At 45.3% G+C, this 22,447-nt stretch carries 21 protein-coding genes; 8 read left to right on the forward strand and 13 right to left on the reverse strand.

Features of this window, described 5'->3' with window-relative positions; translation table 11 throughout:
- Positions 1-259: 259 nt before the first annotated feature.
- Both VKA52_RS04625 and VKA52_RS04630 read right to left on the reverse strand, forming a co-directional pair.
- Positions 260-2,092 (reverse strand): ABC transporter ATP-binding protein, encoded by a 1,833-nt coding sequence (locus VKA52_RS04625; protein ID WP_160912906.1) that lies wholly within the window; start codon positions 2,090-2,092, stop codon positions 260-262.
- A gap of 13 nt (positions 2,093-2,105) precedes the next feature.
- Positions 2,106-3,863 carry an ABC transporter ATP-binding protein gene (locus tag VKA52_RS04630; RefSeq protein ID WP_160912904.1) on the reverse strand — a complete coding sequence of 586 codons (1,758 nt, stop codon included), beginning with the start codon at positions 3,861-3,863 and terminating at the stop codon, positions 2,106-2,108.
- A gap of 644 nt (positions 3,864-4,507) precedes the next feature.
- Between VKA52_RS04630 and VKA52_RS04635 the strand changes: the two genes are divergently transcribed.
- Entirely contained in the window at positions 4,508-5,347 is an 840-nt protein-coding gene (locus tag VKA52_RS04635) for a mechanosensitive ion channel family protein (RefSeq protein WP_160912902.1), read from the forward strand.
- Positions 5,348-5,379: 32 nt separating this feature from the next.
- Here VKA52_RS04635 and VKA52_RS04640 read toward each other — a convergent pair whose 3' ends face one another.
- The 5 genes from VKA52_RS04640 to cbpB all read right to left on the reverse strand — a co-directional run bounded on the left by VKA52_RS04640 (position 5,380) and on the right by cbpB (position 10,740).
- The gene (locus VKA52_RS04640; protein WP_326314355.1) at positions 5,380-6,672 is read right to left on the reverse strand and encodes a hemolysin family protein; all 1,293 of its coding nucleotides are present in this window, start codon (positions 6,670-6,672) and stop codon (positions 5,380-5,382) included.
- Between the two features lie 92 nt (positions 6,673-6,764).
- Entirely contained in the window at positions 6,765-7,880 is a 1,116-nt protein-coding gene (locus tag VKA52_RS04645; RefSeq protein ID WP_326314356.1) for an N-acetyldiaminopimelate deacetylase, read from the reverse strand.
- A 72-nt stretch (positions 7,881-7,952) separates the two neighbouring features.
- Entirely contained in the window at positions 7,953-8,672 is a 720-nt protein-coding gene (gene dapD, locus VKA52_RS04650; RefSeq protein WP_326314357.1) for a 2,3,4,5-tetrahydropyridine-2,6-dicarboxylate N-acetyltransferase, read from the reverse strand.
- 60 nt (positions 8,673-8,732) lie between these two features.
- Positions 8,733-10,205 carry an MDR family MFS transporter gene (locus VKA52_RS04655; protein ID WP_326314359.1) on the reverse strand — a complete coding sequence of 491 codons (1,473 nt, stop codon included), beginning with the start codon at positions 10,203-10,205 and terminating at the stop codon, positions 8,733-8,735.
- 67 nt (positions 10,206-10,272) lie between these two features.
- On the reverse strand, positions 10,273-10,740 hold the full coding sequence (gene cbpB / locus VKA52_RS04660) for a cyclic-di-AMP-binding protein CbpB (RefSeq protein ID WP_160912893.1): 468 nt from the start codon (positions 10,738-10,740) through the stop codon (positions 10,273-10,275).
- A gap of 251 nt (positions 10,741-10,991) precedes the next feature.
- Between cbpB and trhA the strand changes: the two genes are divergently transcribed.
- A complete protein-coding gene (gene trhA, locus VKA52_RS04665) occupies positions 10,992-11,630 on the forward strand; it encodes a PAQR family membrane homeostasis protein TrhA (protein ID WP_206944917.1) in 639 nt (212 codons plus the stop codon).
- A gap of 109 nt (positions 11,631-11,739) precedes the next feature.
- Here the strand turns inward: trhA and VKA52_RS04670 are convergent, their stop codons facing one another.
- The 4 genes from VKA52_RS04670 to VKA52_RS04685 all read right to left on the reverse strand — a co-directional run bounded on the left by VKA52_RS04670 (position 11,740) and on the right by VKA52_RS04685 (position 15,733).
- On the reverse strand, positions 11,740-12,684 hold the full coding sequence (locus VKA52_RS04670) for a F510_1955 family glycosylhydrolase (protein ID WP_326314360.1): 945 nt from the start codon (positions 12,682-12,684) through the stop codon (positions 11,740-11,742).
- 61 nt (positions 12,685-12,745) lie between these two features.
- The gene (locus tag VKA52_RS04675; RefSeq protein ID WP_326314362.1) at positions 12,746-12,946 is read right to left on the reverse strand and encodes a copper ion binding protein; all 201 of its coding nucleotides are present in this window, start codon (positions 12,944-12,946) and stop codon (positions 12,746-12,748) included.
- 54 nt (positions 12,947-13,000) lie between these two features.
- Positions 13,001-15,403: a heavy metal translocating P-type ATPase gene (locus VKA52_RS04680; protein ID WP_326314363.1), complete on the reverse strand. Its 2,403-nt coding sequence runs from the start codon at positions 15,401-15,403 to the stop codon at positions 13,001-13,003.
- A 12-nt stretch (positions 15,404-15,415) separates the two neighbouring features.
- On the reverse strand, positions 15,416-15,733 hold the full coding sequence (locus VKA52_RS04685; protein ID WP_160912883.1) for a metal-sensing transcriptional repressor: 318 nt from the start codon (positions 15,731-15,733) through the stop codon (positions 15,416-15,418).
- A 152-nt stretch (positions 15,734-15,885) separates the two neighbouring features.
- Between VKA52_RS04685 and VKA52_RS04690 the strand changes: the two genes are divergently transcribed.
- Together VKA52_RS04690 and VKA52_RS04695 are read left to right on the forward strand one after the other, a co-directional pair.
- Complete coding sequence (locus tag VKA52_RS04690; protein ID WP_326314364.1) at positions 15,886-16,542, forward strand: DUF4396 domain-containing protein; 657 nt, start codon at positions 15,886-15,888, stop codon at positions 16,540-16,542.
- Positions 16,543-16,953: 411 nt separating this feature from the next.
- A complete protein-coding gene (locus VKA52_RS04695; protein ID WP_326314366.1) occupies positions 16,954-18,414 on the forward strand; it encodes a flavin monoamine oxidase family protein in 1,461 nt (486 codons plus the stop codon).
- An 81-nt stretch (positions 18,415-18,495) separates the two neighbouring features.
- On the opposite strand, the gene VKA52_RS04700 is transcribed toward VKA52_RS04695, so the two are convergent.
- Positions 18,496-18,690: a DUF2197 domain-containing protein gene (locus VKA52_RS04700; protein ID WP_206944910.1), complete on the reverse strand. Its 195-nt coding sequence runs from the start codon at positions 18,688-18,690 to the stop codon at positions 18,496-18,498.
- A 17-nt stretch (positions 18,691-18,707) separates the two neighbouring features.
- The gene (gene fadH, locus VKA52_RS04705; protein WP_160912875.1) at positions 18,708-19,475 is read right to left on the reverse strand and encodes a 2,4-dienoyl-CoA reductase; all 768 of its coding nucleotides are present in this window, start codon (positions 19,473-19,475) and stop codon (positions 18,708-18,710) included.
- Positions 19,476-19,623: 148 nt separating this feature from the next.
- Between fadH and VKA52_RS04710 the strand changes: the two genes are divergently transcribed.
- The 4 genes from VKA52_RS04710 to VKA52_RS04725 all read left to right on the forward strand — a co-directional run bounded on the left by VKA52_RS04710 (position 19,624) and on the right by VKA52_RS04725 (position 21,949).
- On the forward strand, positions 19,624-20,481 hold the full coding sequence (locus tag VKA52_RS04710) for a metallophosphoesterase (protein WP_326314367.1): 858 nt from the start codon (positions 19,624-19,626) through the stop codon (positions 20,479-20,481).
- Positions 20,482-20,582: 101 nt separating this feature from the next.
- A complete protein-coding gene (locus VKA52_RS04715) occupies positions 20,583-21,143 on the forward strand; it encodes an SCO family protein (RefSeq protein WP_326314368.1) in 561 nt (186 codons plus the stop codon).
- A gap of 62 nt (positions 21,144-21,205) precedes the next feature.
- Positions 21,206-21,676: a YkyB family protein gene (locus tag VKA52_RS04720; protein ID WP_160912869.1), complete on the forward strand. Its 471-nt coding sequence runs from the start codon at positions 21,206-21,208 to the stop codon at positions 21,674-21,676.
- A gap of 63 nt (positions 21,677-21,739) precedes the next feature.
- On the forward strand, positions 21,740-21,949 hold the full coding sequence (locus tag VKA52_RS04725; protein ID WP_206945927.1) for a hypothetical protein: 210 nt from the start codon (positions 21,740-21,742) through the stop codon (positions 21,947-21,949).
- Positions 21,950-22,447: the final 498 nt, after the last annotated feature.

Consider the following 22,447-nt stretch of genomic DNA (forward strand, 5'->3'; position numbering starts at 1 on the left):
GTTCGTTTCTCACTTTTATCGTATGGGGTGGCTGGGAAGCTGCGAGACTCCCGTGGGAGAAAGGAGATCGGCGAGATCCCGCAGGGCGTAGCCCGAGGAAGCTCGGCACTCCCCCACAGGAAAGCGAGTAGCTTCCCAGCCACCCCTGACTCCAAATATGGCAAACGAAGCCCCAAAACATCTCGAAACTGAGTCTTCCACAATCCTGCCATTTAGTTGAACAAAAAAAGACACCGCTAACCGGTGTCTTTTTGAAGTATTATATAGCATCAAGCATTTGGAATTGGGCTTTTACAAGGTCGTAGTACTCACCTTCCTGATCCATCAGTTCATCATGTGAACCTTGTTCCAGGATGCGTCCATTTTCAAGGACGAAAATGTTGTCTGCTTCTCGTATCGTGGACAAGCGGTGGGCAATCATGATTGCTGTTCGTCCTTTCAGCAGTTTGCGAAGCGCCTGCTGAATCTTAAGTTCGGTTTCCGTATCGATACTTGCCGTTGCTTCATCCAAAATGAGAATTCTTGGGTTGGCAAGCAGCGCACGGGCAAACGACAGGAGCTGTCGCTCACCGGCAGAAAGGATATTTCCCCGCTCTTCGACTTCTGTTTCATAACCGTTATTAAGACGCTGGATAAAATCATCTGCTCCAACCACTTTTGCCGCTTCCATGACATCTTCATCAGAAGCATCCGGGCGTCCGAAACGGATGTTTTCCATAATAGTACCTGAGAAGATGAACGTATCCTGCAGAACCACACTAATCTGTTGACGGACACTATCAATCGTAGCATTCTTCAGGTCGACCCCATCGATTTTGACTGCTCCCTTGGTCGGATCGTAGAAACGACTGATTAAGTTCGCGATTGTCGACTTTCCGGACCCTGTATGACCGACAAGAGCGACGGTCTCCCCTTCCTTCATTTCGAGGTTGATGTCGTGAAGGGCGATGCGTTTAGAATCGTAGGCGAATTGGACATGATCAAATTCAATATGGCCCCTCATGTCTTTCAGCTCAATGGCATCTTTCTTCTCCTCCACGTTTGGTTCCTCATCCAGGAATTCAAAAATCCTCTCAGAAGCAGCCATAGCCATCAGGAGCTGGTTATACATCTGTCCTAAACGGGAAATCGGCTCCCAGAACATACCAAGAAAGAAAGCGAACATGACGAAGTCCCCTACCAGGATACTGGACTCCAGGATTAAGTGAGCACCATACGCGACTAGGATAACCGTTCCAACCGCATTGCTCATTTCAACAAATGGACGGAACATGGCACTTTTCCTTGATGCTGTGTTCCAGGATTCGAAGTTATCGGTATTCACACCATTAAAGTACTCTATGTTTTCTTTTTCCTGAGAAAAAGATTGAGTTATGCGAATCCCCTGGAGGCTCTCATTCAAATGTGAATTCAGCCTTGATTGTTGAATCCGTACATTCTGCCAGGAGCGGCGAATGTTACGACGCAGCTTCGTCGAGATATAGAACATGATCGGCAGAATGACTAGAATTGCCAGGGCAAGTTTAGGACTGAAGACTAAAAGAATGACGACAATTCCTGTCAACATGACCACGTCCATCAGCAGGTTGATGATCCCATTCGTGAACAATTCCTGCAGGGAGTTAATGTCGTTCATGATCCGGACGAGGATGGAACCTGCGGACCTTGAGTCAAAAAACTTATGCGAAAGTCGTTGGACGTGGGAAAATAAATGCTGCCTCAAGTCATAGATCACATTCTGACCGAGAATGTTCACATATTTAATTCTAAGTGCATTGCCGATATAGCTGAGTAAATACATGATGGCAATTCCAACCACAAGTTGGATCAATAGATTGGTGTTCCCATCAGCAATCGCCATGTTGATGGCTACTTGACCAATTAAAACGGGAACGACCAGTCTCACGATCGTGGATACGAGCATCGCAATGATCGCAACAGGCAGCAATGTTTTGGCATAGGGCTTCAAGTACTTGAGCAGCCGCCACATTTGAGCCCAGTTGAACGGCTTCTCAATCGCCTGGTCCTGCGTATATTTAAATCGATTCAAATGGGTGCTCGTTTCTGGTTCATGCTTGGGTTTGCGAGCCATGGTCTCCCTCCTTTTATGAAATATTAGATGTCTTTAAAATTTTCTCTTTGTCCTGATATTGAATATCGTAAATTCGTTGATAAGGTCCTCCATTTGTAAGAAGGTCTTCATGCACGCCACGTTCCTTGACGGCACCGTCTTCAAGTACGATGATTTCATCGGCATGTTTCAATGAAGAAATACGGTGGGCAATGATGAATGTCGTCCGACCTCTCATCACTTCCTGCAACGCTTTTTGAATCTTGAACTCTGTTTCCATATCAACAGCAGACGTTGCATCATCCAACACGAGGATCGCTGGATCAATAAGAATTGCCCGGGCTATGGCAATCCGTTGCTTTTGACCTCCGGAAAGACCCATGCCACGCTCCCCTAAAAGGGTGTCATAGCCTTCAGGCATCTCCATGATAAACTCATGAGCCTGGGCCCTCTTGGCGGCATCGATGACATCTTCAATCGTCGCGTCGGGATTTCCATAAGCGATGTTTTCTTTAATGGTCGTTGAGAAAAGGAAAGACTCCTGTAAGACAAAGCCGATATTCTTGCGCAGACTTTTCAAGCCATACTCCTGGACCGGGCGCCCATCGACGAGAACTTCCCCTTTTTCCGGTTCGTAAAAACGGGTGATCAATTGAGTGATACTCGTTTTTCCTGATCCCGTAGCTCCGATCAGTCCGATCGTTTTGCCAGGAGGTGCATCAAAACTTATATCCTTCAATGCAGAATCGTCATCTTCAACGTACGTGAGGGTGACATCATTGAATGTCACATGACCTTGTAAACGATCTTGATGAATCGCTGTATCCTTCTCACTAATTTCTTCTTCTGCCTCTAAAATTTCCAGCAACCGTTCCCCAGAAGCTTTCGCCTGTGAGAAAAGGTTAATGACGAAACCTAAGTTCATCAAAGGACCAAGGATATACCAGACAAGACTAAAGAAGGCGACCAGTTCACCTAACTGCATCGTATTGTTCATAACCATGGAGCCCCCGTAAGCCAGCAGAGCTACAACGGATACGTTGCCGATAAACTCCATCAATGGGAAGTAGCGGGCCCATATGTTGGATGTTGTAATGAACTTGGTACGGTAATCTTCACTTCTGTTCGAAAACCGTCCGATCTCAAACTCCTCTCTCGAAAGAGATTTAACCGTATTCATCCCGCTGATATTTTCCTGCACTCTTGTATTCAGCTTCCCGAAGGATTTCCGAATCTTCCGGAAGGCCGGGTGGACTTTACGATCGAACCGGTACACCACAAGGGCTAAAAACGGCATGGCGGCCATTGTGACAAGGGCGAGGGGTACGGAGAAATAAAACATCACGCTCAAGCTGATCACAATCAAAAGGAAGATGCGGATAAGTTCCGAAAATCCAAAGGAAAGGAAGAAACGGAATCCTTCCACATCTGCCGTAAGTCTCGACATCAAATCCCCTGTCTTCGCATTGTCATAATAGCGGAAAGGAAGACGCTGCAGCTTTTTGTACAACTCGTCACGCATCGTAAATACGGAACGGATTCCGAAGAAGTCCCCTAAATACTGATGGTAATATGTAGCGAACCCTTTGATGATCATGAGTGCGATAAATGCGGTACATATATAAGGAATGAGACTGTACTCTTCAGCGAGAACGACATCATCGATGGTCACCTTCAACACGATTGGATAGACGACAGTAATGATGGTCACGAAGAATAATGAAAACAAGGACCAAAAGAAATATTTCCGATACGGCCAGTAAAAGGCCTTTAGTTTTTTAAACGTATCCAAAGGTTTCCCTCCTTCTTATTTTTTAACGTAATATTAAATATATCGGGTTCCGAAATAAATATCTACCCATTTGCAATAATTTTTAAAATTTTCTATCTAGGGGATGATTTTCCCTCCTTCTAAAGTTGTAGAACGGGATGTATTGAATAAAACTACAGGATGGTGTAAGACTCAAAATTACCACAAGAACGATAGGTCAGCCGCTTGATGATATCATCGAACCTGTTTTTTTAAGAAGCAGATTAAACAACTAACAGACAAGGCTTATAGGTCTCCTTTTTGACGGCCGACTCCAATCATTTATCCGGGGGTTTTAAGCTTTTATCGGTGACTTTCACACGTTTATCAGTGACTTCTTGACTTTTATCGGCCTCTTTCACACTTTTATCAGTAAGTGAAAGGATTTTGATCTGGGAAAGCGATGGATTCCCCTCATTTTTCCATACTAATTCACAACTCTTCCATTCTTATGGAAATGGATCACCTTCTATACCTTCATCCTTCCTATGCACCTTACCTATAAACTCTTTTCTGCTTTGGTATCCCAAGAAAAATTTCGTGTCTTTAATTGTAAAACGTTGAATTTTAATGTCGGATTCCGATATTCTATTAGAGGAGACCGGAAGATGGAAAGGAGTTTATTCATGAACTTATTTGAAGAAGGATTAAGTTTTAATTTTGATGTACTGATTGAATGGCTGATCACAGGAGGACTGAAAATCGCGGTCATTCTGATTGCCTTTGCGATTATCAAACCTGTAGGTACGAAAGCGATTGAGGCAGCGATCAATCGCATGAGTCAGCAGCGCAATATTGCAGAAGGAAGAAATAAGACGTTACAGAAGATTTCTGTGAACCTGTTTTCTTATACGTTGCTTTTTATTCTGGTGATGATGCTTCTCAGTGCCGTGAATATTGAAATCGGGCCGTTGCTAGCTGGAGCAGGAATCCTTGGTTTAGCGATCGGCTTCGGAGCCCAGGGGCTTGTTTCTGATATCGTAACTGGGTTTTTCCTGCTGATTGAACGCCAGATTGAGGTGGATGATTACGTCACAGCCGGTGGATATGACGGAGTGGTAGAAGAAGTGGGTATTCGTACGACGAAGATCCGCAGCTTTGATGGGACATTGAACTTTGTACCGAACCGCAACATCGTCGGTGTCGCCAACCATTCCCGCGGCAACATGAGAGCCCTTGTGGACATTGGCATCGGTTATGATGAAAATATCGATGAAGCGCTGGCTGTCCTTCAGAAAGTCGCCGATCAATTCGCAGAGGACGAGCGTTTTGTGGAAGGTCCAAACGTGCTAGGTGTTCAGAGTCTTGGGTCATCCGATGTCGTGATTCGCATTCTTGGTAAAACGGAAAATATGGAACAATGGGCCGTTGAACGTGATATGAGAAAAGCCATGAAAGAAGCCTTGGATGCTGCGGATATTGAAATTCCATTCCCACACCAAGTATTTGTTCAAAAAGAATCCTAAATAAAAAAATAACCCGACCTTGAGAGGTCGGGTTATTTTGATTCTTCTTTCCACATTTCCACTTTCTTAATCTGCCCTTTCACTAAATCAACGATCTTAAATCGATACCCTTCCCCTTCGACGATGGTTCCCTCTTTTGCTTCAAAGTCTTTCGTGTACATCCATCCTGAAATCGTATCAATATCCATATGATCCAATTGGATATCAAAGAAATCATTGATGTCCTGGATGGCCGTCTTCCCTTCGATCAGAAAGTGTCCGTTTTTCAGCCGCTTAATATCCCGTTCTTCTTCTGCATCGAATTCATCCCTTATTTCCCCGACAATTTCCTCAAGGATATCTTCCACCGTCACAATGCCGGATGTCCCTCCATACTCATCAATAAGTACGGCCATATGCGTGTGGTCTTTCTGCATTTTGACAAGCAGATCGTGGATGGGGATATTTTCAAAGACTTTCATGACCGGGCGTAAAAACGGACGGAGCGTACTCTGATTTTCTGCATCATCGTAGAGCAGTTCTTTCATATGAATGATGCCGATGATTTCATCTTTGCTTTTTTCAATGACCGGATACCGGGTATAGCGGTTATGCTTCACTTCCCTTACAGCATTCGTCACCGACTGTCTGGCATCGAGGACGGCCATTTCTGTACGCGGAATCATGATTTCTTTCGCTGTTCGATTATCGAATTCAAAGATACGATCGACATACGTGTACTCGGAGCGGTTGATCTCCCCTTTTTGATAGCTTTTCGTAAGGATGTGTCTCAATTCTTCTTCTGAATGGACTTCATCCGATTCCCGAGCGGTCTGAAAACCGAGCATGCGCACAAAGATATTGGCAGATCCGTTCAACAGCCAAATGAGCGGATACATCAATTTGCTGTATAGCATGAGCGGTCGCGATAAAAGCAGGGTGATACTTTCTGCCTTCTGGATCGCCATCGTTTTAGGTGCAAGCTCTCCTAGGACCACATGTAAAAAGGTGATGACAAAAAAGGCGATGACAAATGAAAGGGTATGGGTGAGGCCTTCGGGTAAATCAATCTGATCAAACAAAGGTCTCAACAAAACTTCCAGTGTGGGCTCACCTAACCAACCAAGACCAAGTGCAGTAATGGTGATGCCCAATTGACATGCACTAAGATAATAATCAAGATCGCTGACGACACGAATGGCATTCTCCGCTTTCTTATGTCCTTCCGCTGCCTTTGCTTCCAGTCTTGTTTTTCTAACCTTTACAATGGCAAATTCACTCGCTACAAAAAAAGCGGTGAGCAGAATCAAAATGGCTACGGCTGTCAATTTAATCGTTATTTCCATCAAGGCCACTCCTTATAAAAAAGAAGGAGGAATCCTCCTCCTTCTCTCATCTATCCTCTATTGTTCACTGGAATGGCCAACCTATGCGCGCTTTAAAGTTCACGCAGGGTTTTTTCAACGATATGGACGCCTACCAAGAGTGCTTCTTCCTTAGGTTTCAACGTTGATTGATGGAGGCCTGCTTTAGAATCCACACCAAGCCAGAACATGAACCCTGGAATCTCTTTAACCATATAGCCGAAATCTTCACCGGTCATCGCCATGTTGGCTTCCTTGTACTGATATTCCGTCTCTTTCACCAGCTTCTCAAACCGATGCACTTGCTCCGCATCGTTGAACACCTGGTGATAATTGGCTCCGTAATCGATGTGGATGCCACAGTCATTAGCGATCTCAAAACCGCGGGCTACCTTCTCGATCTCCCCTTTAACCTTTTGCATCGCTTCTGGAGACAAAGTCCGGATTGTGCCTTCTAAGCGGGCAGCCTGTGCAATTATATTCTGTACCGTTCCCGCTTCAATTTTTCCGATTGTGATCACTGCACTATCCAATGGATCGACTCGGCGTGCGACGATTTGCTGCAAGTGGGAAACGAATGAACTGGCTGTGACGACCATATCATGAGTCAAATGAGGAAAGGCAGCGTGCCCTCCTACACCTTTGAAATCGATGAACAGTTCACTCGTATTCGCAAACAATAATCCTGGCTTGGAAGAAACAGAACCGACCGGAAGATCCGGCGCTACGTGCAATCCGAAGATCACGTCAGGCCGGTACCTTTCCATGGCTTCCGATTGCAGCATCGGTTCGGCCCCGCCCGGACCTTCTTCTGCGGGTTGAAATAGGAAGATGATATCATCATCGGCCGGATCTTCAGCAAGCCTCGTCAAAGCTCCAAGCGCGATGGTCATGTGAAAATCATGACCACAGGCATGCATACGTCCATCATGGGTCGATTGGAACTCATATCCTGTCTCTTCCGTCAGGGGAAGTCCATCGATATCAGCACGGTAGCCAATCGTTTTTTTGCCAACTTTCCCTTTGACCCGCACAAAAATTCCTGTACGCCACGTTTCGATCGTCAAAGCTTTTTGAGGCAGCTTGTTGATATAATCCAATAAATACTGCTGGGTTTTGTATTCTCTAAAGCCGAGTTCAGGAATCTGATGCAGCTCTCTCCGGATTTCACTCAATGTTTCCTGATTCAAAAAAATCCCTCCCTATACGAAAGGCCCTGCTCCAGGAGCAAGGCCCTTCCTTCTATTGTTGTGTTGAGAAAATTAGTTATCCAGTTTACGAAGGGCCTGCATGATTTCAGTCTTCGACTTCGTCTGATCGTCGATTTTTTTGATCTGTTTCGCAGGTGTTCCGGCAACAAGAGTGTTGGCTGGAACATCTTCTGTTACAATCGCTCCAGCAGCTACGACTGCTCCTTCACCGACGGTTACCCCTTCAAGAACGACAGCGTTCGCACCGATGACGACACCATCCTCAATCACAACCGGCTTTGCGGAAGGTGGCTCGATGACTCCTGCAAGGACTGCGCCTGCTCCGATATGGCAGTTCTTTCCGACCGTTGCACGGCCGCCAAGGACAACGTTCATATCGATCATCGTTCCTTCACCGACGACAGAACCGATGTTGATCATCGCTCCGAGCATGATCACCGCTCCGTCTCCGATTTCAACCTGGTCACGAATGACAGCACCCGGTTCAATGCGGGCATTGACTTTTTTCAAGTCAAGCAAAGGAATAGCCGAATTACGACGGTCGTTTTCAAGCACATAGTCTTCGATTTCGTTTTCATATTTTTCGAGAATCGGCTGGATCACTTTCCATTCTCCGAAGATAACACCAGATTGGCCTGTGATGAAATCCTGTACTTGTTCACCAAATTCGATGTTTTCTAAATTTTCACCTTTCAAGTAAACTTTGACAGGTGTTGATTTTTCACTATTTGAAATGAATGAAATGATTTCATTTGCGTCCATTTGTTTCATGAGTAATTCCTCCTTTATGTATCTTTCATCCTTTACTTTATCAAAGGGTCCATGACTTTTTCAATCTTCTTTTTTTGGAATTCTGAGAATTAGTAGAAAACTAATGACCGCAAGTATGAGCAATCCCATATAGACGAAGTGTAACCCTGAAGTCAGGCCATCCTGCAAAACAAGAAGAGCTTCCTCGCTCAACTGCTCCCTCGTTTCCTCTCTAAGCAGCGAATTGGCTGAATCAACACTGAAAGAATCAGGAAGACTTGAATTCTCAATCGCATCCGCCACCTGACTGTTCAAGATTCCTCCAAGCAAAGCCGCTCCCACAGCACTCCCAATCGTACGCATGAACATATTGGTGGCTGTCGCAATGCCACGTTTTTTCCAATCGACACTGTTCTGAATCGATACGATAAAAGAGGTCGAAGATAACCCCATGCCAATCCCGATGAATAACGATCCCATGGCGGCAAACCAGGGACCTTTCTCCGGACTGAGCAGGGAGAAGATGACCCCTCCGACGATGAGTGATACTCCACCAAGGATCGAGGTTGGGCGAAAGCCGATTTTCAAGATCAAGCGCCCCGCGACGGTTGCTGCGATCGGCCACCCGATCGACATTGTTGTCAACGTAAAGCCGGCAACGGTCGCCGATTGTTCCATCACTCCCTGTACGAAGGCTGGTAAATAGCTGCTCACCCCGATAAGGATCATTCCTGTCGTAAGTGAGGTGAGGTTGGCATAGCGGATGGACCGGATGTGCCATAAATCCATCGGCATCATCGGATCATCCGTTTTTCTTTCATGAAATAAAAACGCCAGTGCTCCAATCGACGCAACGACAATCATGGAGAACATCGCCCAGGACTTCCACTCAATTCCTACCCCGCCTTCTACAAGGATGATCATCAATGTACTAACCGTGAGTACCACCCACATAGAACCGGCCACATCCACATTCCTCTTTTCTTTAGAAACCTCTTCCTTAAAGAAAAAGAGAATTCCGAAAAGGGCAAGGAGGCCGAGCGGGACGTTCATCCAGAACACATACGGCCAGGAGAGAAAATCCACAAAGAAGCCACCCAGCGCAGGTCCTGTTACCGCTGATATGCCCCAGACGCTCGATAAATACCCCTGGATCTTTGCGCGCTCTTCTTTTGTATAAATATCACCGACAATCGTTGTCGCGATCGGCATCAGAGCTCCAGCTCCGAGCCCCTGAACGAGTCTTGCTCCAATCAGAACATTCATAGAAGGAGCAAGAGCGCAAAGAACAGCCCCGCATAGAAACAGGCTGATTCCGAGCATGAAGATCGGTTTCCGACCGAAGACATCTGCTAATCGTCCGAAAAGCAGGACGGTCGCTGCATTCGTTAGCAGATAGGCAGAAAACACCCAGCTGTATAAGCTGAACCCTCCAAGATCTGCTACGATACTTGGCATCGCCGTTGAAACGATGGTCGCTTCAATGGCGGCGAGGAACATGGCAAGCATGATCGATGCGAGCACCAGCCCCCGATTTTGTTTATCGTTCTTCATATGTACATTCACCTTCAATACAAAAATAGATGACATCTCAGATGCCATCTATTCTATCATAATCGTTTTATTTACCTGCTTCTACCATTGTATGTTTAAAGGTTTCATGATAGTGCTTGCTGAATTGTTTAAGGATTGTCCGACGTGTCACAATCCCATCGAATTCACCCTGAGGGTTCGTCACACAGACAAAAGGATAGTCAATAAGCTTGTGCATCGCATCAATCATATTGTCACTAAGCTGTAAACAAGGCACTTCATCATCCATCACTTCACTGACTGTCATTTCAGATAATCGGTTTAATTCAAATTGTTCAATTCCCAACGTTTCTTCCAAGATTTTTGTTTTGCTGATGACCCCTTGAAATTTAAAGGTAGGATCCAGTACAGGCACCGCAGAATAACCAGACTTCACTAAAACCAAAAGCGCATGTTCAAGCGGGTTACCAATTTGCACATGTGCTACTTTCTCAGCTGGAATCATAAGTTCTGAAACGAGTGGGATCCTCAATGCTTCTTTTTCTAAACTAACCATGTTCTTGTTCACTCCTCTTTTTCCTGAACATTGAAGGAGCAGAAAGAGACGCTCTTAAGACCATTACATATTCTAACACAATTTCTCCCAAAGCACGAACGCAATATCCGACAATTCTCTCTCTAGCATTCTTCCGACTATCTAGTACCCTCATTTCTATTCTGGATAAACCTGTTTAAGCGTCCAGTCTTTATAAAAAAAGGAAACCGTCGTATAATGAAGACAGTTCACTACATTGGAGTTGAAAAAATTTGCTCACACACACTTTTACAAAGCGTGAAGAAATCGCGAATGCCATCACGCATGGCATCGGCGCCATCTTAAGCATCGCGATGCTCGTCCTGCTCATCGTGTTCGCAAGTATCGGCGGTAATGCCTGGCATATCACCAGTGTGACGATCTACGGGGTCACGATGCTCATCTTGTACGTATCGTCCACCCTCGTCCACAGTTTTCCACCGGGCCGTGCCAAGGATTTGTTTGAGATCTTCGACCATTCCGCCATCTATCTCTTTATTGCCGGAACATACACACCGATCATGCTCGTCCCGTTACGAAGCACGCTCGGATGGACATTATTCGGCATCGTTTGGGGAATGGCCATTCTTGGAATCATTTTCAAGGTGTTTTTCGTCAAAAGGTTTGTCGTGATGTCCACAGTATTCTATGTACTGATGGGCTGGTTGATTGTTCTTGCCTGGGGTCCATTGACAGCGGAAGTCCCTGCAGCAGGGATCACGTATCTCGTCGTCGGGGGCGTGATGTATTCCATCGGATCGATTTTCTACGTCTGGCGAAGCTTTAAATATCATCACATGGTCTGGCATTTGTTCGTGCTCGGCGGATCGATCCTACACTTTTTCTCGATTTTCTTCTATATTATCGGCTGATTCAAGACTCGCAGGTCCCTCCTGCGAGTCTTTTTTTGCAGAAACCCTCGTTTTGACCTTCCTACAAGCAATAAAAAAACTCCAATGGCTTCCCATTGGAGTTCTATTCTTACGAAACGGTTTCCCCTTCTTCTACAATCTTCTTCCAGTTCTCTCCCCCATCTTCAGAGACAAAGGCGGAACCATTAAAAGTGTAAATGGCCATTTTGTTGTCCGTTTCTGTAAAATACATAACCGCATCCTCTTTCATGTCTGGAAGTGGAACATTCGAGGTGCCGGATTCACCGATTAAATAAGAGGTCATCGTGGCTTCGCCGTTGTATAACCCATAATACAATTCGTCTTCGTTAAAGTACAAGCCGCCAGCTTGTCCAGACTCAGAAATCTTTTCAAAGCTCTGTCCCCCATTTTCGCTAAGAAACACTCCGGAATCTGTAGCAATAGCGACGGTCTCACCATTCGTAGGATGGACGGCCATTTGGAAAACACCGCCCTCGATACCCTCTGCCAAAATAGACTCCCATGTGGCACCAAGATCTGTACTCCTGTAAAATCCTTGATCCAGCTGAGAATTCGGCTGCTCATTAAACACATAAACCGTCTCATTGGCAAATCCTGCTCCCATCACGTGAAAATCACTTTCTCCATTAAAAGCTAGAGCTTCTAAACTCTCTTCTGAAACTTTACCTTTTTGAAGACCCAGTGGATTCTCAAGATCACTGGAAGGGATCGGGTGTCCGGAAGAAAGGAATCCGTCCTCTCTCACCTGGAAGCCCATGTAATCATGAGGATGATAAACCGCTTCTTTCCATTCCCCCTGCTGATAAATCTTGATTCCTGTGTGTGCCGCAAATGCAAATCCTTCTTCCATCACACCAAGGCCGTGGACATGGCCGAGGTTTCCTTGAAAGGATTGTAAGTATTCCCGATTCTCTACCTTATTTTCTTTGCTATCCTTAGAACCTGCAGCTTCCTCTTCCACTTCCTGACTGCAGGCACTAAGAAGAGTGGAAGCTAAAAGTAAACTCAGTGCTGCTTTTTTAACGTTTCCCATGTCCGCTCACCTCTTTTTAAAAATACCCCCAGGCAGACTTTATACCTGGGGGTTGTATGTGCTATACCACGTCATAGCCCTGTTCTTCGACGGCTTCTCTCATTTCCACTTTATTAGCGGTTTCTGAATGAGATACTTTTACATTTCCCGTTTCAAGATCGACGTCGACATCACTTACGCCATCCACTTCTTTCAAAGCTCCTTCAACGGCACTCTTGCAGTGTCCGCATGTCATTCCTTCTACTTTCAATGTTGTTTCCATTTTCAACACCCTTTCATTTTTTGCAGGATTTCCTGCTTTGGTTTGCAATAAAGCCTATATTTTAGCCCGCTTCAATCTTAATGAGTTCGTCACGACACTTACAGAACTGAAGGCCATAGCTGCCCCGGCTACCCATGGTGCAAGAAGCCCGATGGCAGCGACTGGAATACCTGCAGAGTTATAGGCAAGCGCCCAGAAAAGATTTTGACGGATGTTGCGCATCGTCTTTCTGCTCAATCGGATGGCCTGACTCAAATGAGCAAGGTCTCCACCGACAAGGGTAATATCTGCTGTTTCAATCGCAACATCCGATCCAGTCCCGATTGCGATTCCGATATCAGCCGTAGCGAGGGAAGGAGCATCATTGATCCCGTCTCCAACCATGGCAACCTTTTCTCCCTGTTTCTGCAGTTCTTTCACTTTTTCAGCCTTCTGCTCAGGAAGAACCTCCGCAAAGACTCCATCAATTCCGACTTCTTTAGCAATCGCATCGGCCGTACGTTTATTGTCTCCTGTGACCATATAAACGCTCAGACCAATATTTTTCAAATCGGCAATCGCTTGTCTGGAGGTTTCCTTGACTGTATCTGCGACAGCAATGTAGCCTTTCAATTCACCTTCAACAGCGATGAACATTGCGGTTTTCCCTTGTTGTTCCAGTGTAACCAAGGGCTCTTCATACATACCATAATCGATGTTTTCACGCTGCATTAATTTTCTTGTTCCAATATAGACCCGGTCGTCATCCACGACGGCTTTAATTCCATGGCCTGGAATCGCTTCAAACTCCACGGCGGCTGGCTTAGTCACACCCTGGTCTTCTCCGTATTGGACAATGGCTTCTGCCAATGGGTGCTCAGAAGATTTTTCTGCAGCCACGACGAGAGGCAGTAACTTTTCCTTCTCTTCAAAGGCTACAAAGTCGGTCACTTCCGGCTTCCCTTTGGTGACCGTACCTGTTTTGTCTAACAAAATCGTCGTCAAGCGGTGGGTGCCTTCGAGATATTCCCCACCCTTGAACAAAATCCCCTGTTCAGCTCCTTTGCCTGTACCGACCATGATTGAAGTCGGTGTAGCCAGACCAAGCGCACATGGGCAGGCAATGACCAGCACGGCAATGGCAGCTTCCAAGGCAGGTGGCCACTCTCCTGGAGAGACGATCAAGAACCACACAAGGAATGTCAAGAATGCAATACCGACGACAATCGGGACGAAAATGCCGGATATCTGATCGGCAGTTCTTTGAATCGGCGCTTTCGATCCTTGCGCCTCTTCTACAATTTTAACGATGCCGGATAGAGCCGTATCTTTTCCTACCTTTTCCGCTTTCATTGTAATCGTTCCATTTTTGTTGATCGTTGAGCCAATGACAGGTTCGCCTTCTTGTTTATCGACAGGGATCGATTCTCCTGTGATCATCGATTCATCAACAGAGGTAATGCCGTTGACAACCGTACCGTCGACAGGGATTTTCTCCCCTGGTTTGACGAGGATGTCATCGCCGACCTGTACCTCATCAACAGGAACTTTTTCTTCTTTTCCTTCGCGAATGACAGTCGCTTCTTTCGCCTGAAGATTTAACAATTTCGTCAGGGCAGCTGTCGTCCGGCCTTTAGCGAGTGCTTCAAAAAGTTTCCCTACGAGGATGAGGGTGATCAGGACGGCACTCGTTTCAAAATAAAGTTCAGGCGTGATCGATGGATTCAACTGCCAGCGGATCGCTTCAACCAAACTGTAAAAATAGGCGGCCGAAGTTCCAAGCGCAACAAGGACATCCATGTTGGCACTTTTATTAGAAAGCGCCCGGTAAGCTCCTTTATAAAACTGGCCGCCGATATAAAATTGGACAGGTGTGGCAAGTAGGAATTGGAACCAAGGATTCATCAGCCACATGGGCACAGGAAGACCAATATCCCATGGGAGGTGACCGACCATCGTGTAAAGGAGAGGGAAAGATAAAAGGGCCGATATCCAAAGCTTCCGTTTTTTCGCTTGGATTTCCTCTTCCTTCTGCTCTTTTTGATCTTCCCGGTTCTGCTTCGTCACCGCATGGTAGCCGAGCTTCTCTACTTTCCCAATAATGTCATCGACGGTCAGGGTGTTGGGGTTGTATTCAATAACCCCCGCTTCTGTCGCTAAGTTAATGTTCGCTTCACTTACCCCACTTGTTTTGGACAATACTTTCTGAATCCTTGTAGAACAGGCAGAACAGGTCATCCCTTGAATGTCCAGCTCTACACGTTCTTTCTGAACGCCATAGCCAAGTTTTTCGATCTTGGCTTCGATATCCTCCGGCTGTACTTTTGAATCATCATAGTGTACATTCGCCTTTTCCATCGCAAGGTTGACGTTGGCTTCCACTCCATCCATTTTGTTAAGTACTTTTTCAATCCGGGTGGAGCAGGCAGAACAGGTCATTCCAGTGACTCCTATATTCATCTGCTTCTGATCAGCCATCTTTACACCCCCTTATTTCGAAAACTGTTGGACGACTTTCATCAATTCATCAATCGCTTCATCGCCATTGCCTTTTTGAATAGCATCTTTGACGCAATGATGAGTATGACGCTCCAGCAAGTTGTATCCGACTTTATTCAAAGCGTTATTAATCGCTGATATCTGTACCAGAATGTCTACACAGTAACGATCATCTTCCACCATTTTCTGAATGCCGCGAACCTGGCCTTCGATTCGTTTCAAACGATTCAACACGGCTACCTTTTCATCTTCTGTTCTCGGCTTTGCCGGCTGTTTACCGCTGTCTTCGGGGAGAATACTCTCTGACATATCCACCGCCTCCTTTTGTTAATATTATATACCGGGTATGGGTATAGTAGTCAACAAATTAAGCTTATCAATCCTAAATATTTTTCGCGTTTATTTATTTACTACCTGAGGGTATAGATATTTAAACGTAAAAAAGTACAGAGGTGATTGGAATGTTGTCTACGATTTCTGTAATCGCTCTTGCGATTGGACTTTTATGTTCTCTTATTATTACCATCGATGTCCTGCGACACCCGCAAATGATGAAGATCATGAATGTTGTCTGGCCAATTAATGGATGGTTCATGGGCCCATTAGCCTTATGGACTTACTCTAAGTGGGGGCGCTTGAAAAGTAAGGATAATGATAAAGAGGACCACCGCGGCAGACCCGCCAAAGTGTTCGTCTCTACGAGCCACTGTTCAGCAGGCTGCACCCTCGGGGATGCGGTCGGTGTACCCATTGTCGCTTTGACGGGTATGATGATTGCGGGGTCCACGCTGTTTGCCCATTACACGGTTGAATTTGTCCTGGCTTACTTATTCGGCATCCTTTTTCAGTTTTATGCGATCTACCCAATGAATGAAGATCTCGGAAAAAAAGGCGCCGTCTGGGCTGCCATTAAGGCCGACTCCTTATCATTGATCGCTTTTGAAGTGGGGATGTTCGGGTGGATGGCTATCGTCCACTTCGTCCTTTTCCAGGAGCCGCCCAAGCCTAATGAAGCTACCTATTGGTTCATGATGCAGATCGCCATGATCCTCGGCTTCCTTACTAGTTACCCGGCAAACTGGCTATTGGTGAGAAAAGGAATTAAAGAAGAAATGTAAAAGAAAAAATAAGAACGGATGAAGGATTTTTCCTCATCCGTTCTTATCCACTAATAGAACCTCTACCCTTAAACCAATCAATTATATACTTTTCTGAACAGGTACGCCTACCTTAAGTTCTTCTATTAGCTGCTTCGTGTAAAATCCCACCAATACTTTCTATGTAAGAATCCCTCCCTTCTTAAAGTCAGCACAACTGCATGAATTTTCTCCACGGGAATTTTCCCAGTAACTTTTGTGAGACTTTCAATACAAGTAGTGAATCGCCCCTTATTCCTTTCACATCCTAATCAAAAATACAAGCCTTTCACTTACGCATTCCAACTCCACACACAGGATGATAAGAGATTTCACAATCTGGCATTTCCTTCCTTCCACCATCGTAAGATATACGATGAGGGGGAGGTTGGAATGAGCAAACGCGTAGATATTCACAGTTACGGAGAATTAAGTTATCCCAAAGACATGCTTTCTATTATTCAGGATGGATTGCCTGTTTTGAATGGGCCGCCCAAAAAAGTGGTCATTGTCGGTGCCGGCATGGCCGGATTAGTTTGTGCTTCCCTACTGAAACAAGCGGGCCATACGGTAAAGATCATTGAAGGCAGTGATCGGGTCGGTGGAAGAATCTACACGTTAAGGAAACCTTTTTCAGAAGGGCAGTACCTGGATGTCGGCGCTATGCGATTTCCGAACATCCATGAGCTGATCTTCGCTTACATTCGCAAGTTCGATTTACCCATCAATGAATTCAATAACGAGAATGACCTCTATTTCGTCAATGGTGTCCAGAGCACAAGTACGACATACACCCAAAACCCCAATGTTCTTAAATTTCCACTAGCGCCTGAAGAGCAAGGAAAAACGGCGAAAGAATTGCTCTCGCTCGCTGTTCAGCCTTACCTCGATTTATATGAGAGCGCCTCCCCCGCAGAAAAAGAACGCTTAAGAAGAAAGTTTGACCGGTATTCATTTGAAGGATTTCTCCGCTTTAATCCTTTAGGGGTTTCCTTATCTGAAGGAGCGATAAGAAAGGTCAAAGTCTTGTTGGGAATTGAAGGTTTTCCTGAACTTTCCTTTGTCGATATCTTGTTGGATATTGTCCGGACCGTGTTTAATCCAGATCTAAAATTCTATGAAATTAGGGGAGGAAATGATTTGCTTCCTGAAGCGTTCCTCCCTGATTTAAGTCCCCACATCCTATACAAAAGGAAAGTGCAGCAAATCTTTCAGGAAAACGATGGAGTCAGAGTCGTCGCTATCAACCGGAACACGTATGAATACGAAAATTTCAAAGGAGATTATGTGATTGTCACCGTCCCCTATTCCGTCATGCAGTTCATTGATATCATTCCTTACGATTCCATTTCTTTTGAGAAGTGGAAAGCAATCAAGGAGTTGTCCTACGTTTCATCTGTAAAAATAGGACTTGAATTCAAATCAAGGTTTTGGGAAGAGTTGAAGATTGCGAATGTCTTAACTGATATTCCTTTAAGGTACACCTACTCGCCCAGCCCAGGCCGTCAGGTGATGCTTGGAAGCTATAGTTGGGGTGCCAATGCAAATTTGTGGAACAGTTTGCCTGAGAGAGAAAGGATTAATGAAGCTCTCTATGGGTTATCAAAAGTTTTCGGAAAAAGAGTGTACGAGGAGTTCACGAAAGGGGCTTCGTACAGTTGGAGCCAAAATGAATTCTCAGCCGGATGTTTCACCTTGTTTGCACCAAACCAGGCGACTGACTTTGCCGACCGGCTTTATACACCAGAAGGACGAATCCATTTCGCAGGTGAACATACTTCCACGTTCCATGGATGGGTGGAAGGTGCCATCGAATCTGCCATTCGGGCTGCGAATGAAGTAAACAAAAGATGAAAGTATATCTCCTCATAAAAAGGTTCCTGCCTATGCATATAGAGTCTGCGGCAGGAACCCATTTCAAAAGACCAGGGCGGTCTATCTCAAAAACTTATCGTGAGAATCGATCATATCCGGATTGAGTCCGGTGCTTGTCTGCGCGTCTTTCTGCATCGATTGATTACAAGACTTGCACACATAGGACGCTTGAGGGTTTTTACTAATTTTCATATATTGTGGATCAGAGCGGTCTAATTTGTACGTCTTTTTACAAAAGAAACATTTCTTTTCCATGCGCGCTCTCCCCTTTTTTAAAAAGGAAATTTGTTCAGCCATTGTCCTCCATCAAGGGTGACGACTTCACCGTTCATATAAGATCCTTCTTCAGAAAGAATGAATTTCGCAAGTCCTGCGATTTCCTCCGGCTTTCCTAAACGGCCGAGAGGTACGGAAGCAAGCGTACGCTGCGCCGCTTTTTCCGATTGAAACAGTTTCTCTGCTCCACCCGTCCGTTCGATTGGTCCGGGAGCGATGGCATTCGCACGGATGCCGTATTTTGTTCCCCATTCCACTGCGAGTGTACGTGTCATTGTAAGCACGCCAGACTTAGCAGAAGCGGAATGGATGACACCAGCCCCGGCATTCCAGGCGTAGGTGGCTACGATATTCAGAATCGATCCTTTGATTTCATTTTCAATCCAATACTTTCCAACGGCCTGACTGCAGTAAAAGGTGCCATTCAAAACAATGTTGATGACGGAATTCCATCCGTTCGGAGACAACTCTTCTGCAGGTGCAATGAAATTGCCCGCAGCGTTATTGACGAGATGATCGATCCTCCCGAAAGCCTCCACGGTTTCTTTGACCATCCGCTCGGTATCTTCGACTTCACGGACGTCCATCTGCACGGTTAGGACATGATCTTCCTTTCCTGCGGCGATCTGCTTCTTCGCTTCTTCCAGCCTTTCCACATTCCGACCGGTAATCGCGACCTTCGCCCCTTCCTGTACAAACCTTTCTGCCATATGCAGTCCCATTCCACTGGAACCACCGGTAACGATAACGACTTGATTTTCCATATGTACAAACCTCCTCTTCTTGACTACTTATGTAATTCAACAAGAACAAACTGAATACCTGTTCATTTTCAAAAGAAAGTATAAAAATTCGACGTTATCTTTCCGTCACGCATGTTATAATGGCGGAAGAATTCAGAGGAGAGACGTCATGAAAATAACGAGAAGAACCTTCATTAAACGTACATTAGCAGGTGCTGCAGCTTTGATCGGCCTCAATGCGTTCGGCTATACGTATGCCCGTTACATGGAACCGAATATGCTCGCCATCCGCAGGCACGAAATCGAGCACGGGAAAATCCCCCGTCATTTTCATAATTTCAAAGTCCTCCAGTTTTCGGACACGCATGTCGGCTTTCATTATGAATTGGATGATTTAGAGCGCCTTGTTGAAAAAATTAATAAAGAGCAAGCGGACCTCATTTTATTTACAGGAGATCTCGTAGACGAACCACACACCTACTCTTTTCCACCACGCCTGATTCAAATACTGAAGAAACTGGAAGCGAAGCACGGAAAGTATTGGATCTATGGAAATCATGATCATGGCGGCTATGGAACAGAAAAAATTCGTGAGGTTATGGAACAGAGCGGTTTTCAACTTTTACAAAACGAACATACCCTCATTAAAAACGGATCCGCCTCCTTCACGCTTGCCGGTGTCGACGACGTCATGCTCGGTCAGCCTGACTTAGAACGAACACTTGAAAATGTTCCTGATGATTCGTTCACCTTATTAATGGTCCATGAGCCGGATGTGGCGCTTGAATACCAACACTATCCTGTAGATGTCCAATTGTCGGGTCACAGTCACGGTGGGCAGGTACAAGTCCCTTTTCTAGGCTATCTTGTCACACCCCCTTTTGCTGAACATTTCGTTGAAGGTCACTATCCATTAGTGAACGATTTTAACCTATATGTAAGCCGAGGCATCGGCACGACCAGACTTCCTTACCGCTTCATGTGCCGCCCTGAATTTTCAGTGTTTCATTTAATATCAACGCAATGAAACCAGTAGAACTCTTACATTTCTGTGACAGATGGAAAACATGTCTGTCCTTTTTCCTTTGGAGTGATAAACTAAAGACATTTAGAAAGTTGGAGGCTCTTATGAAACTAAGATTATGGATGAGCATCATTTTCCTTCTATCCATTACGGTGGCCTGTGCGTCAAAGGACGTCGGAGAATTATCAGCCGTCAATCAAAACGGGGAAGAGATATCCGTACCACAAGCCTATGCCGGAGAATACTGGGTCGCGGATTTCATTTTCACCAATTGTGAAACCGTCTGTCCTCCGATGACAGGAAATATGTCCAGACTCCAAGCTCAGTTGGAACAGGAGAATTTAGACGTTCAGCTCGTCTCGGTAAGTGTAGATCCTGAAAATGACACCCAGGATGAACTGCTTTCTTTTGCCGAGAACTATCAACCGAATTACGAGCAGTGGGACTTTCTTACAGGTTATTCCTTTAAGGAAGTGAAAGAATGGTCGATCAAATCATTCCAGTCACCCGTCAAAAAAATGGAAGATTCCAATCAGGTCGCCCATGGAACAAGCTTTTTCCTCGTCGATCCTGATGGAAACATCGCAGAGACTTACAGTGGAACAAAAGCCGAATCTGTCGAAAAAATCGTCGAAGATTTAAAAAGATATAAAAACGAATCCTAATATTGTAAAATGTTGTAAATAAACAAAAAGAGAGCTATACTTGGATGGAAAGGAGATCATAGATGAAAGACAATCAAATATCCAACCGTGAAATAGCCGAATCCCTATTCATCGTCAATCGACATGCCAAAACAGCGCCCGAACCGAGGCATCTGTATGACATTAAGAAACATACAATTGACAAACTCCTAAATGAAAACCGCGCCAAAAAGGTCGGACTCCATTTCTCCGACCATCCGAAATTCAGCCAGCAGCACTCGACCCTCCTCATTGAAGTTGGTGGTTACTATTTCCATGTTCCTGCAACAAAGAAAGACTTTCAAGATTTGGAGCATTTAGGAAAAGTCGACCAGTCCTACCGGAACCCGAAACCCAAATTATCACTGTCGAGAGCCAAACGAACGCTTTATCATTACTTGAATTGGAAGCAGCCGAAAAAGCCTGCGTATTCCCTCCAAACTTCTTCTCAACCAAGTATGCTCGGCCAGCCGACAGGCAGTCCATGGAACCAGCGCAGACGAAGGCGCCCGTAAACCCTTTCCGAGGTTTCATTTCTTGAAAAATAAGGAATGGACAAGGAGAGGAGGATGATACAAATGGCTGTAAGTGAAGTCGAAGATTTTTTATATCATTTAAAGAAGTATATGGAATACACAACAGAAATGCGTGCCTCCTATGAGCACCTTTCAGATCATCACAAAAATATCGTTGTAGAGTCATCACCAACAAAAGCGGGACCGGAAACATTGTCCAAGCATGCATATGATTGGCATGATGAGTTGTTCGAGCGATTAAAAAACGAATAAAAAAAAATCCGCCCAGGAGCGGATTTTTTTATTCCTTCTTTTATATACCTCTCATTCATATGCAACAAAAGCTCCCTTTAGTTGAAGACTCAGTTTCGAGATTTTTGTGTGATTCTAGGGGCTCCGGGAAATGGTTCGCTTTCCATGGGGCGGGCGGTGAGCCTCCTCAGGCTACGCCTTCCGGGGTCTCACCTGTCCCACATGTCCCATGGGAGTCTCACCGTTTCCCTCCGCCCCTTGACCATATAAGTGTCTCGAAACCACTTCTAAAGGGTCAGCTTGAATGGCTGAGGGAAGTGGATCATTCGAACACCTTTATTCATAAATAAGGTTCCAAATCTTCTCCCCTATGCGGGCAAATAGTGCGTTCTATCAAGCATTTGCGTATGCTAAACGTCAATGAGATAGAGTTTAAATCATTCACTTCTCATATCCATACAAGCTGATTTTTAAGTAGTGGTTTCGAGAACCATACTTGGTTAAGGGGCGGAGGGGAAT

Source organism: Halobacillus sp. HZG1 (assembly GCF_035818575.1).
Lineage (GTDB): Bacteria > Bacillota > Bacilli > Bacillales > Halobacillaceae > Halobacillus > Halobacillus litoralis.